18 protein-coding genes are annotated in these 17,438 nt (G+C 47.8%); 10 read left to right on the plus strand and 8 right to left on the minus strand.

Translation table 11 applies throughout. The features are described 5' to 3' along the window. Complete coding sequence (locus OM95_RS03415) at positions 1-450, minus strand: DUF3299 domain-containing protein (RefSeq protein WP_291515508.1); 450 nt, start codon at positions 448-450, stop codon at positions 1-3. 125 nt (positions 451-575) lie between these two features. Between OM95_RS03415 and hisS the strand changes: the two genes are divergently transcribed. Together hisS and OM95_RS03425 are read left to right on the plus strand one after the other, a co-directional pair. After that, positions 576-1,823 carry a histidine--tRNA ligase gene (gene hisS, locus OM95_RS03420; RefSeq protein WP_041870294.1) on the plus strand — a complete coding sequence of 416 codons (1,248 nt, stop codon included), beginning with the start codon at positions 576-578 and terminating at the stop codon, positions 1,821-1,823. Between the two features lie 234 nt (positions 1,824-2,057). Then, entirely contained in the window at positions 2,058-3,917 is a 1,860-nt protein-coding gene (locus tag OM95_RS03425) for a C1 family peptidase (protein ID WP_041870297.1), read from the plus strand. Positions 3,918-4,055: 138 nt separating this feature from the next. Here OM95_RS03425 and lgt read toward each other — a convergent pair whose 3' ends face one another. After that, positions 4,056-5,114, minus strand: coding sequence for a prolipoprotein diacylglyceryl transferase (gene lgt / locus OM95_RS03430; protein WP_041870299.1), 1,059 nt, complete (start codon positions 5,112-5,114; stop codon positions 4,056-4,058). An 83-nt stretch (positions 5,115-5,197) separates the two neighbouring features. Between lgt and OM95_RS03435 the strand changes: the two genes are divergently transcribed. Next, the gene (locus tag OM95_RS03435) at positions 5,198-5,956 is read left to right on the plus strand and encodes a hypothetical protein (protein ID WP_291515509.1); all 759 of its coding nucleotides are present in this window, start codon (positions 5,198-5,200) and stop codon (positions 5,954-5,956) included. Positions 5,957-6,092: 136 nt separating this feature from the next. On the opposite strand, the gene OM95_RS03440 is transcribed toward OM95_RS03435, so the two are convergent. Continuing rightward, positions 6,093-6,836 carry a hypothetical protein gene (locus OM95_RS03440; RefSeq protein WP_041870302.1) on the minus strand — a complete coding sequence of 248 codons (744 nt, stop codon included), beginning with the start codon at positions 6,834-6,836 and terminating at the stop codon, positions 6,093-6,095. A gap of 1 nt (position 6,837) precedes the next feature. Between OM95_RS03440 and OM95_RS03445 the strand changes: the two genes are divergently transcribed. After that, positions 6,838-7,026 carry a hypothetical protein gene (locus OM95_RS03445; RefSeq protein WP_041870304.1) on the plus strand — a complete coding sequence of 63 codons (189 nt, stop codon included), beginning with the start codon at positions 6,838-6,840 and terminating at the stop codon, positions 7,024-7,026. Between the two features lie 156 nt (positions 7,027-7,182). Here the strand turns inward: OM95_RS03445 and OM95_RS03450 are convergent, their stop codons facing one another. Both OM95_RS03450 and OM95_RS03455 read right to left on the minus strand, forming a co-directional pair. Next, complete coding sequence (locus OM95_RS03450) at positions 7,183-8,370, minus strand: methyltransferase domain-containing protein (protein ID WP_041870306.1); 1,188 nt, start codon at positions 8,368-8,370, stop codon at positions 7,183-7,185. Further along, positions 8,367-8,996: a hypothetical protein gene (locus OM95_RS03455; RefSeq protein ID WP_291515510.1), complete on the minus strand. Its 630-nt coding sequence runs from the start codon at positions 8,994-8,996 to the stop codon at positions 8,367-8,369. The genes OM95_RS03450 and OM95_RS03455 overlap by 4 nt, the downstream gene beginning before the upstream one ends. Positions 8,997-9,160: 164 nt before the next feature. On the opposite strand from OM95_RS03455, the gene nrdR reads away from it, so the two are divergent. The 5 genes from nrdR to OM95_RS03480 are packed head-to-tail and all read left to right on the plus strand — an operon-like array spanning position 9,161 to position 11,984. Further along, on the plus strand, positions 9,161-9,745 hold the full coding sequence (nrdR, locus tag OM95_RS03460; RefSeq protein WP_041870308.1) for a transcriptional regulator NrdR: 585 nt from the start codon (positions 9,161-9,163) through the stop codon (positions 9,743-9,745). Next, positions 9,684-10,091 (plus strand): transcription antitermination factor NusB, encoded by a 408-nt coding sequence (gene nusB / locus OM95_RS03465; protein ID WP_041870310.1) that lies wholly within the window; start codon positions 9,684-9,686, stop codon positions 10,089-10,091. Before nrdR ends, nusB begins: the two co-directional genes overlap by 62 nt. Next, positions 10,091-10,537 carry a hypothetical protein gene (locus tag OM95_RS03470; RefSeq protein ID WP_041870312.1) on the plus strand — a complete coding sequence of 149 codons (447 nt, stop codon included), beginning with the start codon at positions 10,091-10,093 and terminating at the stop codon, positions 10,535-10,537. Before nusB ends, OM95_RS03470 begins: the two co-directional genes overlap by 1 nt. 41 nt (positions 10,538-10,578) lie before the next feature. Continuing rightward, entirely contained in the window at positions 10,579-11,136 is a 558-nt protein-coding gene (locus tag OM95_RS03475) for a hypothetical protein (RefSeq protein WP_041870315.1), read from the plus strand. Next, the gene (locus tag OM95_RS03480) at positions 11,136-11,984 is read left to right on the plus strand and encodes a pyruvate, water dikinase regulatory protein (RefSeq protein WP_041870317.1); all 849 of its coding nucleotides are present in this window, start codon (positions 11,136-11,138) and stop codon (positions 11,982-11,984) included. Before OM95_RS03475 ends, OM95_RS03480 begins: the two co-directional genes overlap by 1 nt. Here the strand turns inward: OM95_RS03480 and OM95_RS03485 are convergent. Beyond that, on the minus strand, positions 11,981-12,994 hold the full coding sequence (locus tag OM95_RS03485; RefSeq protein ID WP_041870319.1) for a hypothetical protein: 1,014 nt from the start codon (positions 12,992-12,994) through the stop codon (positions 11,981-11,983). The genes OM95_RS03480 and OM95_RS03485 overlap by 4 nt on opposite strands. Positions 12,995-13,178: 184 nt before the next feature. On the opposite strand from OM95_RS03485, the gene OM95_RS03490 reads away from it, so the two are divergent. After that, on the plus strand, positions 13,179-13,955 hold the full coding sequence (locus OM95_RS03490) for a DUF4423 domain-containing protein (RefSeq protein WP_041870321.1): 777 nt from the start codon (positions 13,179-13,181) through the stop codon (positions 13,953-13,955). 23 nt (positions 13,956-13,978) lie between these two features. On the opposite strand, the gene OM95_RS03495 is transcribed toward OM95_RS03490, so the two are convergent. Both OM95_RS03495 and OM95_RS03500 read right to left on the minus strand, forming a co-directional pair. Then, entirely contained in the window at positions 13,979-14,410 is a 432-nt protein-coding gene (locus OM95_RS03495) for a hypothetical protein (RefSeq protein ID WP_041870323.1), read from the minus strand. Positions 14,411-14,549: 139 nt separating this feature from the next. Beyond that, positions 14,550-17,264, minus strand: a complete 2,715-nt coding sequence (locus OM95_RS03500) for a Calx-beta domain-containing protein (protein ID WP_291515511.1) — start codon at positions 17,262-17,264, stop codon at positions 14,550-14,552. Between the last annotated feature and the right edge of the window lie 174 nt (positions 17,265-17,438).

Below are 17,438 nucleotides of genomic sequence, written 5' to 3' on the forward strand. Positions count from 1 at the left end.
TTATTTGTAGGGTTCTACGGCATCGCCGATAAGTTCAAACGACGCGTCTCCGTACATGGATTTCTTGGTGACCAGGTTCAAAGTACCATAGACCCAGATCGGACCGACGGCCACTTCTGTGCCTTTCTTCATTTTCACGTAGACCATTTGATTCGGCGGTGGTGGTGGCACGTGAATGCACGCCTGGGGACTGGGGACTAACAAAAACTCCACGACGTCACGTTGCTCATCTTCCAAGGGGACCATGAAGCCCGGAATCTTGACACCCTTTCCGTGCAGAGCTTGAAGTTCTGATGACGACTTTCCGGTTATGTAGTCCATTTCACCTAAAAGGCGCCAATCAACCTCAACACCGGTTAAAGCGGCGCTGCGACTGAACATCGTTTGATAGACCACCGCGCCGATAACGACGACTAAAACGGCCACTCCTGCAAATACCCATTTTTTCATTTTCTGTCCTGATTCCATGTCATTTTCTATTAAAAACGCGGACCTACCTAAATGCAATAGCTTTGCGCACTGCCCGGCGCTCTGATATAACCTAGAGGTCATTCCGTTAGTATTGAGGACGTAATATGAGCAATAAAATTCAGCGAGTTCGCGGCACCCGAGATCTGCTTCCCGAGGACAGTCTTCTTTTCCGTTTTGTCGAAGAATCTGCCTATGAAAAGGCTCTTTTGTACGGATATGGAGAGATTGAAACCCCCATTTTCGAATTTTCTGACGTTTTTCATCGCACTCTGGGCGAAACCTCTGATGTCGTGAATAAAGAGACTTATGATTTTACCGACCGTGGAGGAGAAAGCCTCACATTAAGACCTGAGGGGACTGCGGGCGTGGCGCGGGCTTTTATCTCTGAAGGAATGATGCAGAACCTGCCCTTGAAGTTTTATTATTCGGGTCCCATGTTCCGTTATGAGCGCCCCCAAAAAGGACGCTACCGTCAATTTTATCAATTGGGCGCAGAGTGTTTAGGTTATGACAGTCCCCTGGCCGATGTTGAATGCATCGCCATGGCTTGGGACATCTTAAAAAAAATTGGAATCTCTACCGAGTGCACTTTGGAAATCAACACTCTTGGCGACAGCGAAAGCCGAGCCGCTTATCGCGAAGCACTGGTGAAGTATTTCACCGCGCATCAGGATCAGCTTTCCGCCGACAGCAAAATGCGTTTAGAGAAAAACCCTTTGCGGATTTTGGATTCCAAGGATGAGGGCGATAAAAAGCTCAATGCCCTGGCGCCGAAATTGGAACAATATCTTAATGAAACTTCCCAACATTTTTTCAAAAAAGTTTTAGCGGGAATTGAGAAGCTGGGAATTCCCTACAACGTAAATTCCCACCTGGTTCGTGGCCTGGATTATTACTGCCATACTGTGTTTGAGTTCACGACAACGAAATTGGGAGCCCAAGGCACCGTGCTTGCTGGCGGACGCTATGACGGCCTGATTGAAACAATGGGGGGCCCTAAAACTCCCGGCGTGGGATGGGCTGCCGGCATTGATCGCTTGGCCGATCTGACTCCGAAAGAACTTGCGACCAAAAAAGAAGTCATCATTGCCGTCGTCGGAGCTGACGATCTGGGCGAAGAAGAAAGCGTAAAAGTGGCGCACGAGATTCGTTCGCGCGGATTTAAAACTGAAAACTTCCTTTCCGGAAAAATGCAAAAGAAGATGCAAAAGGCCAACAAGATCGGCGCGCATTACGCTTTGATTTTAGGCGGTAACGAAGTGACAAACAAAACCGTAACGGTGAAAAACTTCGCAACCGGAGAACAAAAAGAAATCTCTCGCGCCGATCTGGCGACCTTTGATTTCAAATAGAGGTCCTGTCAAAGACTTCGACTAAAGACTGAGCTTCAACGGCGGAAATATTCTTTCCGCCGTTTTCTTTTTTATTTCTCGCAGAAATTATCGACAAATCTCCAGTATATGACCTCGCATTCGTATTTGCGCTGTTCATTTCTTTAGGGAAATTGCGTCCCTGCTACTTAACATTGTGACGAAGTCGCACCGTCTATCGCGGATGCGGATCTAAAAACCTCTGGAGAAAAAGAAATGAAAAATTTTTTAAAACCTGTCGGCGGAATAATTGCGCTGACACTCACTCTGCACGTTTCTCCCTCCACCGTTCTGGCACAAAATCCGGGATTTCGCCCGGGCCTGAAAGAAATGACTCAGGAAGAGCAGCAAAAACTTCAACGCCGGAAAATTAAAAAAGTTCGCCCCAACCGTCTAGGGTTGGAACGCGTTAATAAAGAAAGACAACGTCGCGGGCAAGCTCCTTTGCAAGTGCCGACCAACCAACCTGAAGTTGATATTGAGGACTCTCTTCAAGCTGCCGCACCTTCTCCCTCTATTGAAAGTGCAGCAAACTCTCTTCTGGGGGCCGCTCCTGCTCAAGTGGATAACTCGGCTTTGCCTTCTTTCCCACCCATTGTCAGCCAGGGAACTTTGGGTTCCTGCGTGGCCTTTGCGACCACTTACTATCTCATGAGTCATGAGGTCTGCTTGACGCTGGGCTGTGACAATAAAACTCAAAGTGCGCGTCTTTATTCGCCAAAGTGGACTTACAATATGATCAATGGCGGAGTCGATAATGGCTCATCCTTGTCTGATGCTTTCGCCGTTATGGAAAAACATGGCGCCGCAACTTTGACCGAGTTTCCCTATGACAGCGACTATCGTGCGTGGAGCATGAACTCGGAACATTGGAAGCGTGCGATCAACTCTCGGATGAAACCCTTTAGCTATGCGCGCATCAATACTGATGCCGACATGGCCACAGTGAAACAAATCCTGGCCAACGGCCATGTCGTTTCGTTCGGAACTTACATTAACAGCTGGGTGTATCGAACGGTGCAAGCCAATCCGCAAGCCGCCGCAAATCCATTTGTGGGACAAGCGATTGCCACTCATATTAACGGCACCGTTTCGGGCCATGCCATGGTCATCGTCGGTTACGATGATACGATCTGGACAGACATCAATGGGAATGGCGTTGTCGAAGCCGCCGAGCTGGGTGCATTTAAAATCGCCAACTCGTTCGGAGCTTCTTGGAAAAACCAAGGTTATATCTGGGCCTCTTACGATGCCTTCCGCGCCACCTCCACAGTTCCCGGCTTTGCGCCGACGGGCAGAATCCAGCTTACCCAAAGCGGTCTCGTGTTTTATTCCACTTACACGTCTTATACTCCGCGCTTGCTAGCTGAAGTAAAGATGTCGCATGCGATGCGCACACAGATGGCGTTGCAATTTGGCTCTTCGGCAAACACAGCCAGCAGTCCTTCGGCTTCGTGGGCGCCTTTTGCCTTTGCAAGTCGTGGCGGTAACTACGCCTTTGATGGAACGACGGCTGAAAAAATGGGAAGTTTCTATTTTGATATATCCTCTTTAGCGGCGACCGACATCAATACGCAAAAGTTCTACCTAACGATGAAGGATTCCACGGCAGGAAGTGCGTTGACAACTTCGGCCTTCAACATTGTCAATCCAAGTGTGGGGAATACTTTGTTATCAGCGGCCAACGTCCCTTTAACGGTGGATGCAAACTCGAACACCTTGGTGGCGGGAACAACGCCGGAACCAACCCCGACGCCGACGCCAACCCCGACTCCAACACCTGTTGTTGATACGATTGCGCCCTCTGTTCCTACAAACCTGACGCTGTCTTTGACGACATCCAACCGCAACAGATCGGCCCGCTTCAACTTGGGATGGGCGGCTTCTACGGACAACGTCAAAGTCGTGAAATACTTCGTCTATCGTAACGGGGTGAAAATCGCTGAAACGACATCCCTGAGCTACAGTGATGGCAATATCAAAAAGAATACTTACTACAACTATCAGTTCACGGCCGTTGATGCCGCCGGCAACCAGTCGGCAAAATCCGGCACTGTCGTTGCTTTGTGGCGCTAAAAACAGAAAACTCCCCGAGGACTATCCTCCGGGGAGTTTTTTATATCAAGCCAACGCACTTGCTTGCCGTCACCGTGGCGGTCGATGGGAATCGATGGCCACGATAACGATGTCGATAAAAATCTTCTTTTAAAAACTCTACTTACGATTCAACTTGATCGATTGTCCACGACCCCAGCCTGGAATCGTTAAGGAACTTGCACGAGTCCATACGAACATCATCACAAAGCCCAAGATCAACATACCAATGCTCAAAAGCTGACCACGAGTCAAACCCAGCCATTGAAAACCGATATGCGCATCGGGCATCCGGAATTGTTCATCGGCAATACGCACAATTGCATAAAAAATAATAAAGCAGGCCGCGATGAACCCCGGCTTGCGTGGTTTTCTCCAAAGCAGGAAAAGCAATACGAAAAGCAATAAGCCTTCGCCAAAAGCCGCAAACAATTGGGAGGGATAACGAGGTGTCAACAAAGGCGCAATGGCCTCTTTCGCGGCCTCATTGCCATTTTGGATGGCGTCGATCGCCTTCGTCATCAAGGAATACACCTGTTCACGGGCCGTGCCATCGAAACGATATTTTTCGACGAGCTCCAACCATTGATCCCGAGCGACACCGATTTTCTCCATAACAGGAGTGAGTTCACCCAGCTTCGCAAAGTTCTGATTAGGCCACGTGTAAATATCCTGCGGGAATTTCACCGCTAATGGGTAGGAAGGATCACACTCTCGCCCCACCAACTCGCCATTGATAAAGTTCGCGATACGACCGAAGAAAACGCCCAGAGGCCCAGTGACAGACACAAGATCAAAAAGATAAAGAGTATTCACACCATATTTTCGCGCATACAACATACAGGCGATGACGATTCCGATGATCCCACCGTGACTGGCCATGCCACCTTCGTTGACGGCAAGGACTCCCCAGAAAGGAAATTCGGGCTTGAACTTCCACAGCAGATCGATGCCGTAAAAGAACACGTATCCCAGGCGCCCGCCCACCAAAGTTCCAATCGCCGCGTAGGTGATAAAATCACCCACCATGTTTGGTGCCAGCCCCGAACGCTGTCTTTGCGCCAACCAACGAATCAACAAGTAAGCACAAATGAATCCCATCATGTAGGAAAGACCGTACCAACGGATGCCAAAATCACCGGAAATTCTTAACGCAAACGGGTCGAAATCATGAACCACAACGTATCCTTTTCTGAGACGTTAAAAATGTATCAACGTGGGAATATTTAGACGTTAGCTTATAAAAGCGGGAAAATAAGGGTATGTCTAGGTTTTCATCTTTGCTTCTACTGTGCATTATCGCCTTTTCAGGCATCTCCGAGGCGCAATCCAGATCTCGCTGGGGAAGTGGTATCGACTTCACACAACGAGCCGCGAATCGCGAAAAAAGCCGCTGGTCCCTGACCGAATGGTTGGAAATGAAGCAACGCAATCGCATGATGGATATGTGGCTTTCCATGAACTCGCCCTCGCCTTATGAGTTTATGCTGGGAGGTTCCTACAACTCGTTCAAAACCGAAGTTTTGGACTCGGGCGTAGAAAATTCCTACACATCCTTTGCCGGAGAGGCCTCGGCTTACGCTCAGTTTGTGGGTTTGACAGCGGAATATGAAAACAACACCGAAGAAGACTTCCATGACCTTGCGGGGATGCTGAACATCCGTCTGCTCGGCAACTCCATTCAAAACACCTCATTCACGATTCACTATGGTCAGCGGACTCGCGAAAGTAATACCCACGGCCGTCTTTCCCAACAGTTTGGCCAGGCGTCTCTTCAGGTTTATTTAACAAAGTATTTTGGAATCGATGGAAAGTATCGTTATTTCCTTCCCACTTCCACGGATGAATTAGGAGATGTGGGCGGAAGCTACACCGAGGCCGGGCTTTTTATAGACTTTAAAGCCGTGCGCATTTTCGGTGCCTGGTATAAGGAGAACCAGAAAACAAAAATCCCTGCGGCGGCGGATGACACGGTCACCGATCGCCAAGGGATTAGGTCAGGATTAAAAATCTACTTCTAGATGCTGCAAAAACAAAAGGGCCCCTTAAGGGCCCTTTTTATTTCCGCGAACGGATTTCAATTTGCATCAGGAAACTCAAGAGCTCCTTATCCGCAACGAAGAAGAGCGCTGACGCCCGCCTTCATCATGAAAACAACTACTCCATGTGAACGAGTTTATTTTCGCCGCTAACGAAATAAGTCTCAGTAGACTGTTCGTGAGCCATTGGCGAAGTCACTTTCCATTCCATGTTCATTTGCATTCCCGCAACAGGATCACGCTTTGAACCTGTGTTGAATACAGAAGGGATCACAGCTGTTGCATCCAATTGGAAGCCCCAACCAACAGATACGTTCGCAGGTTGGAAAGTCGCGTTAGTGATGTATTTACCGATACCGTCAGCAGAACCGCCGGCAGTGTAAGTCACACGGTAAGTGAAGTCGACAACCGTCATACCGAAACCGTTTTCGTATTGAACGTTGTAAACTTTAGATTGAGGCATGTTCCAGCCAGAAAGATCAGACCAGCAAGTCAAACCTTTAGGAAGAGCGTTCGCAGTATCCAAGTTGATGTTCACAACAGGACGGCCCGCATTGATCACGTTGAAGATTTTTTTACCGATGTTGATGATTTGATCTACGATCAATTCAACAGCGTCTAGAGGATTCACAGAACCCAATGTTTTGTCGCCAGTGAATTTAGGCGCCAAAGGCATTTGTGAAGAGTTGCAATCTGCATTCAAACCATTCGCGTTTTTAGCGAACAATTCAACTTGTTGAGCATATTGCTCTGTCACGTCAGTTACTTTTACTTTTTTGATTTCGAAATACGCGTTGTCTGCTGCGAAAGCAGAAGTAGCCATCCCCAAAGTCAATGCCATTGCTACTAGAGAACGAATCATTATGGACCCCCTTAAATTGTTGCGAGGGTTCTATCAAGGTGAATACGAGCTTTCAAATGAAAAAGAAGCGTGCCAAAGAAATTGGTATGCATTGCGTTACCACTCTTCTGTCAGCAGAAACATTGGAAATATTCAGAATTTTAAGTTTGAAGAACTGGATTCGCCATTGTCGACGGTCTTCTTGGTATAGGTTGCGAGATCGTAATTAAGCTAGGCCCCGATAGGCAAGCCCTCCCCTACCAGAAATCAAAACTATCAGGACGAAAAACAGATTCTTCACCGAACCTCTATCGGAAGAGTTCTGCGAAGAATAAAGTTACATCCTTCGCATCCCCGACAAGACCTGCTATTTACGCTGCAGAAGCGCGGCATAGAAGCCATCATAGCCTTCAACCTCTGGACGCAGATGCATTTGTTTAATCAAGGTCCAGTTGTCGCCATGTTCTGCAAGGAATCTCTCGACCTGCTTCTCATTTTCACTCGGCAGCAGACTGCAGGTTGCGTACACCAGCTTACCACCTTTTTTAGTCATGGGAGCGTAGCTCGTCAGAATTTCATATTGCAGAACGTGCAGACGATCGATTTCCTCATCTGAAAGTTTCCACTTTGTATCAGGGTTGCGGCGCAAAACTCCGATGCCTGAACAAGGAACATCCAACAACACTCGATCCGCCGAATCATACATGCGCTTAATGACTTTCGTGGTATCAATCAAGCGGGTTTCAATCACGTCCACACCATCACGGCGGGCCCGCACTTTAAGCTCTTGCAATTTCCACTCGTGAATATCCAAAGAAATGATCTTACCTTTGTTCTGCATCAGCGAAGCCATGTGCAGACTTTTACCTCCGGCCCCGGCACAGGCATCGACCACACGGTGACCCGGTTGCACATCCAATAAAGGAGCAATCATTTGCGAAGCGGCGTCTTGCACTTCAAACAAGCCATCTTTAAAAGGTTGCGTGATAAAAACATTCTTCCGTTCCGTCAACTTCAAGGCGTGAGGTAGATCCGCCGAGACCTTCGTGGCAGAAATGCCCGCTTCGGTCAAAGTTTTCAAAAGCGCATCTGGTGTCGTCTTCAAAGTGTTGGTACGAAGAAAAACCTCTGCCGGCTGATTCAAAGCGCGCACAGTCTCTTTGTATTCCGGTCCCAACTCTTTTTCCAAACGGGCGGCCATCCAATCAGGAATGGACTGCGCGATCGCGAAGGAGGGAATGTCCTTCAGTCGCGCCTGCACCTGCTTCACATCCACATCAGCGACTTCGTCCCAGTCAGGAAGTTCGTTCCCCTGGCGAATCCAATACGCGGCCCAGATTTTCCAGAAATCATTGTCATCGACCAGGTACGCCAGTAGACGTTCCCAACGAACGATTTCGTAAATACTTTCGGCGAAAAAGCGACGATCGCGAGAGCCCCATTGTTTTTGGGCTTTCAGATTGCGCTGAATTACTTTGTCAGCGTACTGTCCTTGTTCAAAGACTTCATCAAGGGCATCGATAATGGTTCCAACTAAGTGCTTATGAATTTTCAAAACGTAAATACCAATCCGCCAGCAAGGAAAGTTCCGTTAAACTGGCCTGAAGAGAGCAAAAGAATGTGGTTTTTTAATCCAGCTTCGACAAAGAAGCCAGTGTTTTCAAAAATATCGAAGAAACGGGCCCCGGCCACCAGTTGATAATCGAGAGAAAGGGCCGATTTGCTGGAAGCTTGTTTGAAAAAAACTCCCAGCCCGATCCCCGCCCCGAAATAAAGGGGGAAACGCGAAGAAGCATCAGGAAAAGTTAAAAGAGGCAAAAAGGATAATTTCGAAGGCTTTTCCCCACCCACGTCAAATTCGGTGTAGTCCAGGCGCAAGTTCAAATCCATCGAGTTCTGCCATTCGCCGACGCGGTAAGTGACTCCTAAATTCATTTTGCCGATGTCATCTTCCTGCCCGAATTTTCCCCAATCATACGACTGAGAACTCATGTAGCGCCCGACATGCAAAGCCAGATAATGATCCTGGGGACCGCCCCCGTAGCCACCATAATTCTGTGCGGGATCGCGCTTTTGGAAGTACTTCGCGGCAGCCTCCCTGCCAACGACCGGCTGAGAATCTTGTCCTAGAGCGACAGCGCCCATGAACAAGGGCAAAATCATGATGAGAAAAGTCTTCACACGCACCTCACTTCTGAGCTTCAGTGTAGCGAACATTTACCAGTGGTGTTAAGTGGATGACGCATCAAGACATGCAAGACTGGCCCAAGCGCAGTGAATTGGTGATTGACTCTCTAGCGGCGTCTCCCTAATCTCCAGGCGAGTTTAAGGCGGGACCAAAGACTATGAAATGCCCCTTCTGTGGACATGCTGATGACAGAGTACTAGACACGCGAGTGCAAAAAGATGGCAGCATCCGCCGCCGTCGTGAATGCCTTGAGTGTAAGGCTCGTTTTTCAACCGTAGAAACTATCATGCTTGCCTTTCCGTTCATCATCAAAAAGGACGGACGCCGTGAACCCTATAGCAAAGAGAAAATCCTAAAAGGTCTTCAAGCGGCCTGCCAAAAACGCCCTGTGGGCTTGGCGCAGATTGATGCAGTGGTGGAAAGAATCTCTGCTTGGGTGGTGAATCGTGGGGAATCAGAAATCTCTTCACGCTTAATTGGCAAAAAGGTCATGGCCGAACTTAAGCAACTCGATGACGTGGCTTACATCCGCTTCGCGAGTGTGTACCGAACTTTCAAAGACGTTCAAGAATTTGTCGAGACTTTGGAAGATGCTGAACTACTTGATTTTGTCGATGCAAATAATCCACAATTAAGTCTGACAGCGATGAACTTTGTAGAAAACGAAAAGAAGCCGAATAATGAAACTGACAGCAAGACGACAAGCCCGCGAACTCGCACTCCAAATCCTCTTTCAAACTGAGTTCGCACCTCAGATCAGCTACCAAACATTTCTTGATGTTTTCGAACAGTCCGTGGATCCGGAAGTGATTTCTTACGCCGATCTCTTGGTGACAGGTGTTCAATCTCACAAAGCGGCGATCGACTCTAAACTTCAAGCCTCCAGCGCCCACTGGAAAGTGGAGCGCATGGCGACGATTGATCGCAATATCCTGCGCGTCGCGGTTTACGAAATGAAGTTCGCTGCAGATCCCATCAAAGAAAATATCGCCATCAATGAAGCCGTTGAGATCGCCAAAAAATTTGGCACCACTGAATCCGCAAGCTTCGTCAATGGCTTGCTTGATCAAGTGAGTAAGGCCCACTAATGGCATTGAGCGTGCTTTCCCAGGCCAGTGCCTTCAATCCCGGCGCCGAGCTGTGGATCGTGCCTGATCTGGAAAAGTCACAGTGGACGGCTCGCTTGGATTGGTATTTGAATTTCCAAGTTTCTAAGGCCTCTCGGCACGTGTCTCCAGCACTCCCCTCTTATCTTCAAGAAGTTTTAACCGAGACCGAACTTCCGCAATTTGCGGTAAAGACCACACAACCTTTGATGATTTCTTCAGAAGAGCTTTTACCCAACAAATGGGTTGTGATCATTCCTTGGCAAGATGATTTAAATACCTGGATCACTCAAGGCTTTGAAATTTGGCATAAATTGAAAGAGCCTTCTTTGCGTCTTTTTCTTCCTCCTGGACAAAGTGCTGGGAGAGTTCAACAAGAATGGCAAACCCATCACAGCTTCGAAGATTTCACGGTCGTGCTTGATTAACGCCCTTTTCTTTCTCACAATGAAAGTGAGGAGCGTTATTCATGGAAAAACTATCTCAAACACTGGTTTCAAAAATTTCAAAAGTGCAAAGACGTCTAGAATCTTTTCTAGATAACGATTTTGAAAACAAAGTGGAAGAATCCGAAAAGAACGACGCTGCTTTTGAGGCTTCGCGCGATCTGTCTTTGGTGCGCGGAATTTCGCAAGGTCTTCCGGAAGATCACATCGATCGCGCCATCGTGGTTTTTTCGCGTCTGGCGATGCTCTTTGAGGCGGGCGTTCTCTTGGAAAATCACGACGGACAATGGAAGGCGCAGGCTTCCTTTTGCAAAGGCACCACTCAACTTCTAAAAAATAACGGCAAAGCCATTGTGAAAATTCCGGCAATGACGATGCTGTCAGTCTTAAAAACCGACGCGCGGGCCATGCTCGAAAAACTGCAGTTGCAGCATTTGGATCACGAAAACAAAACAACCTGCCTGCTGATCAAGGCTAGTCCTGATTTTGCTTTCATTCTTTTTTCAACGTTTGCGGATCTGTGGTTGAAAGAGCATATCGAAAACGTACGCCGCGCCTTGATTAATGGGTTTGCCGATTAATGAGCGATAGCGAAAACAAAACCTACACGATTTATATTCTTTCTGACTCTACGGGGGAAACCGCTGCCACGATGATTCGTGCGGCTTTGGTGCAATACTCGTCCAAAGACATCAACATCATTCGTTGTAAAAACGTGCGCACGGAAACTCAAGCCGAAGCTATAATCGAAGAATGTTTTGAGCGTCGCGGGATGCTGGTGTACACGATGGCGAGCCAACTACTGCGAAACAAAATTCGCGAGATGGCGTCAGGAAAAGGCCTTCCCTATTTTGATTTATTAGGTCCGCTTTTAGGCACCTTGGACACCTTCTTCGGAGAACACTCCGAGTCCCATGTCGGAGCTTTGCGCGCGGTCGATGAACGCTATTTCAAACGCATCGAAGCGATCGAATACACCGTGAAACATGATGACGGAAAGACCTTTGCAGAATTAGATAAAGCCGACATCGTGCTGGTCGGAATTTCCCGCACCAGTAAGACACCGCTTTCTATCTTTTTGAGCCACAAGGGCTGGAAAGTTGCCAACGTGCCTTTAGTGTTAGATACGCCCCTGCCCGAAGAGCTGTTCAAAATTGATCAGCGTCGTATTGTGGGTTTGATCATCGATATGGACTCGCTCCAAAGAATCCGAAAAAGTCGGTTGGAAAAGTTCGGGCAGGATCCTGGTGGCGAATACGCTTCGATGGCCCATATCGCCAAGGAAATTGAGTACGCCGAAAAGATCTTTAAGCAGAACCGTCGCTGGCCGGTGTTTAATGTGACCGAACGCGCTTTAGAAGAAAACGCGTCGGAAATAGTTCGTATTATTGCCGCCCGCTTGGGCCTTCCTGATAGCGTGATATTTTAATCAAACAAAGTCCCGCGTTTTTCAAGATAAAGCGATTTTGCCAAGGATAGGCCGGTTTCCAAAGCCTGCAAATTTATATAATAGTAGCCGTCTGCCGATGACGGAAGTACGCAGGTATTCGGCGATGCAACGCCTAAACTCAGAGTTCCCGCCCCCTGCACAGCGCAACGTGCCCCGGTCGGCGACATGTCTCCGGGAACGGCACTGAAGGACATGCGCACAGTTCGGGCAATACTGCCACCGTACATATTGCGCAAAGAGAAAGTTTGTGTGGCTCCAGAGCTCGTGCTCTTGAGGCGATAGCGAATACTGATTATCGTCCCCGGCTCTAAGGCGATATTCACACTTTTTCCGCTTACCGTCGCTCTGTACACGCCGCTTTCTTGGCAGGAACCCCCATTAGATAAAACAGATTTATTAATACATCCCGGAACGGCTGTCACAGAACTCAGTCCACCATTCTCTTTCGCGGTCTGATCGGTTACGATAATCATAGGATTTGCATGAATATTAGGACTCCACAGCCCCTGGCTGGCGGGAGTGCTTGCCGATGGTTGAGTCACCACTGGTGGCTGAGTCACAACGGGCGGACTGCTTGTTGGCGGAACGGCCTGCACTCCGCACGTAATGTTTTTGACGGCGGCGGGCCCAAAGCCATGAAGTTTATAAACAGTTTGCCCTGAGGCAACGACACTGCATGCTGTTTTACTTTGAGCAAAAAGCCCATCGCAGTAGGCTTTGGCCTCTTCAAACTCATTAGCACATGAATTTAAATCAACCTGTGTCGCAGAAGGAGAAGAAGGCGTATTCACAATCTGCGGAACAGGGTCTTGGAAGGTGGGGGTCACATACTGAGGGCGACCTTGATCATTGGTCGTTCCCGTTTCAAGATTTGATGAGTTATTGAAAGTACCACTAAGGTTATCTGACTGAAAATTACCCGGAGCACAATTTTGAAACCCCGCAATAAGGATACAAAGAATTCCCATTTTGATAATCGTTCTTCTCATCAAATCCCCCATTGAATTTACTATTTCGGCAGGTCTTTGAGCGGGTTTGAACTTTCACGCGAGCAAAGTGTGTTCTCAAAAAAAAACACACTGATGCAATATGCCCCCGCCTCTTTAAATTGACTCCCTAGAGAATTTAGCATTTTTTGAAGCCCCACTTTGAATTCTCAACTATGGAGACTAGATGGAAAATTGGTCAGAAATTTTCAAATACGACATCAAGCAGGTCTTACAAAGAGTCCTCCAAGAAAAACAGGAAACGCACCCGTCCTTTTCGCAGAGAGATCTTGCCGCGCAACTGGGTATGGCGCCCTCCACGCTGAATGAAATCTTAAAAGGGAAAAGAGCTTTATCGAAAAAAACACTGGGCAAAATCAAAGATCTTTTCCATGAAGATACTCATTTTCAGGAAGTCCTCAGGTCTCATGATAAAGAAAAATTCAAACTCTTCTTTGCAGAAAATCGTCAACTGACTGAGATTTCTAATAAGTGGTATTTTGAAGCTCTCTTAGAACTGATTAGCACTGATGATTTCCGCGAGGACTCTGCGTGGATGGCCGCACGTCTTGGCATCTCGGAAAAAGAAGTTCAGGCCGCCATTGATAACCTTTTAGCTATCGGAGAAATTCGGTACAACAAATTTGGCCGACTGTCCGTTGCCTTCGATAATACCTTAAACATCAGCGAAGGTGATTTAAGAAAAGCGACCTTGAAAAAAGGACGAAGTCATATTTCCAAACTAGAATCCACCGTCGAGGAACTTTCGTTCGAAGAAAGATTTTTCAGCTCGATGGTGATTGCGATGTGTCCGAGTGACTTCGAATATCTTCGAACAAAAATGGTGGATTTCATCAAAGAACAGCAACAATTTTTAAGTCGAGATGGCACTAAAAAAACGGAAGTTTATCAGCTTACAATGGGAATGGTGCCACTAACCCGAAAGGTGGATGGCAGTGCATAGGCACTGCCAGATTCTTGGAATCTTTATTGACGTTCTAAATCCACGCAATTAATTTGCGCGTCTTTTTTCCAACCGAACATTTTTTTAACATGTCCTTCCAAGCGCACGGACTTTAGTTCCTCACCGATAAATTCAATGTCAGCGCGACCTCGTGTGGTTGCTCGATCATTCTTATGAGCACTGCACGACAACATAATCAATTCACCCGCACTTCCCGCATAAGAGTGAACCTGTAATGCCTGGTCTGCGCAGTAAGCAAAGCTGCCTTTTGTGCGATCATGAGTCACTCCGATGATTTCCTGATCTCCATCTGCCGATATATAAAGCACCATGCCGTTGCGGCGATTTTCCACTTCGATCTGGCATCCCTCACTATTCGCATAGGTGATTGTTTCGGCAGACGCGAAGGAGGAAGCAAACACCGACAACGCTAACGTCAAAAATACTTTCTTCATAAGAACTCCTTGCCATAGAGGCAATATCTTCGTGACGCGTTGTAGCATTAAATGTGAGAAAAAATCAACCAAAAACAGGATCGAGGATTTCAAACTGTGTTTTTCATCCTAACCACATCAATACGGTTAGGAAATCGAATCAGGGCAAACCGTATTTCGCCTTCAGCAAGCTCTCGATTTCTTGGCGTTCTTCCGAGGTTAGATCGCGATTAAAGACCATGATCTCGGCGATATCCCCGAAGAAGTCTTTACCTATATTCAACCCGTGAGCGATCGCTGCGTTGGCGGTATCCACGGCGGGTGAATTGGTGACGCTTAAAACGCCATTAATATATAGCGCCTGGCTCGTACCGTTGTATATCGAAGAAATCAAAAGGGGGCTGTCCGACGAGGCCGCCGCAGAGATCGACGACGAATTCTGATAGTTCATCGTTATAAAACTTTGATCCGTGGTTCGGAAGCAAAGACTGTAAAGTTTCGTATTTTGATAGCTCGTTCCATATCCGACAATGTGCTGGGTTTTAGCGATGGAAGAATTTCCATTGGCAATCACCGCAATGATCGAGCGCGGATTATTTTGCAGTGGCGGCATCACGGCAGACCCCATCCACTCGGTCCCAGTAAAACGAACGACCGGCTGACCATTCAGAATGTTTGTTTTCAGTGTCGGTGCCTTACTTAAAATTTGTGAAAAGTCGAACCCTTCGCCGAGCATATTTTCCCAGCGGGTCACCTTACTATCATTCGCCAAAGAATCTAAAAGGCTGTCGGCTTTAAACCAGGCCATCGGCAGCGCGTGTGGTACGACCGAGATACTTTGAGTCGCGACACCGCCCAATGAGTCTGTCACTTGAATCGTCGCGGTTCCGGCAGAAGAAGACGCAGTGTAAACTCCCGTCCCGGCGTTGACACTGCCGCCGCCAGAGACAAGGCTGTACTGATACGGAGGGCTGCCTCCGGCCGCTTTAAAGGAATATTGGCCTGAGGTGTTCACGACTTTACCACGATTCACACCCGGAACTGCACTCAGTTTCAAAGGACCAGAATGGCAAGTGGCCGATGCGTCTAAAGTGATCTTGTATTTGTTCGCCAGATAACATTCCAGCTGCTTTTGCTGAGTCAGGTTCAGAACATCAGAAAACGCCAAGACTTCCGCGATGTCCCCTTTAAAATACCCATCGGCAGCACGCAGACGACCGATTTGTATTTTTGTGGACGCCGCCGTAGTCAACGTCACGCCTTTTTCTTCCAAAAGCTTTCCATTCAGATAGAGACGGTCCGTCGTTCCATCATATTGCTGCACCAAAATCATCGCTTCACTAGAACCGAAAATCGAAGATGACATCGAACCGTTACTATTGAGACTTGGATATGTGTAACTCGCGTCGCTGCTGGAATGATAGTAACTTCCCATGCCGGCGCCTCGGTTGGTATGCTCTGCCTTGTTGGCAAAAGCTAGACCGTAATAGTTTAAAAAACTTGAAGTATTGCCATAGCCGGCAATCACTTGCCGATCACCAAGAGAAATATCGCCATTCGCAATCACGGTCACGGTCGTCCGAGCTGCGGCGCCACTTACTGGAGACGTCGCTGTTTCCAAGAATTGTGTTGAGCCATTAAAACGCACGACAGATCGGCCGTTTAAAACTCCGGTTTTAAATACAGGACGTGTGGCGACAGTCCCATTGGTCGCATGATTCCCCGTCCCTGAAAAGTCACTCCAGGTTTGAACGGCCGTTTCATCCGTCAACGACAAGGTTCCCGCATTCAACCACAATTTTAAAGTCCCCCACTGGGTCGGCGAAAAAACGGTGAGCGTGGATTCTTGGGTGCTTCCCCCAACATCGGTCACTCGAATTTGTACTTCCCCGGAATAAGTTCCTGCGACAAACACGCCGGTTGCAGGGTCCATCGTGCCTGCGGCGGGATCCCCTATCAATGAAAACACATAAGGTGGACTGGCGCCGGTGGCCGTGAATGTCGTCTGCTCCCCTGGCGCGAGGGTGATTTGAGCCGGGAACAAAAGCAGAGGTTCAGGAAAGTCATTGTCTGTGATGACGACAGTATGAACAAGTTCTCCTTCCAAACTTGCCAAAGAAGAACCGACATTCTGCAAAGTGATCACAAGACTTTCAGTCCCCTCAATGTCCACGTCATCATGGATAGTAAAAGGAAGATCCACATAAGTGGAGCCGGCCGGGATTTGCACCGAGCCCGAACTAAGATCATGATCGGTCAAAGAAGTGCTCGTACCACCCACCGAAAAGGAAATGGCTAAGGCATCAGCTAGCACACCTGACATAGAAATACGGACGGACCCCGTGCTGTAGCCCTCGCTGACGCTTTGAGAGGCGACACTAAAAGAAACTTTAGGCTTTACTTCATCTTCCAAAAGATCAAAGGGAAAAGATTTTCCGCTGCCACTTCCTTCAAAAGTTAATTGCGGTAGCGAGGATGACAGCTTAATAGAGAAAATGTGATCCCCTTTAAAGACTAAATCGTTGATCGGCTTCAAATTGAAGGTCCCTGAACTGCCATTTTTGGCGATGGTAAAGCTGCCCGACGTCTTTTGAAAAAAATCGACGGCGCTTGGTTCTTGAATTTCCCAGGATACAAGGGTCTCCACCGGTACCGGATGATTTAGTATAAGGACTATCGTGCTATCAGTATTTTCATTGATTTGGAATGGCGGAAGAGTCGCCGTGATTTTTTCGTCTTCCGGAGCTGGTTCCACAGACGGAGTAGAAGGCGCCTTCTCAACCGCCGAGATTCCCATTTCTGAAGAAATCACACAGCCAGAAAGCCCCCACAGAGCAAACGATACCAGTGCTGTACAGAATAGTGTTCGAAGCACCTATCTTCTCCCATTAAAACATTCCATCAAGAACCTTTAACAACTCTTCGGTTCGGGTCAGATTTTTTTTTACTGAAAATAGAAGTGCTCACGACATACTGTGTTTTTTAAAAAAAACACACCACCCTGGTTACAAAACTAATATTCGTGTTGTGCAAAGAACGCACAACCCTG

Origin of the sequence: Bdellovibrio sp. ArHS (assembly GCF_000786105.1) — a bacterium.
Lineage (GTDB): Bacteria > Bdellovibrionota > Bdellovibrionia > Bdellovibrionales > Bdellovibrionaceae > Bdellovibrio.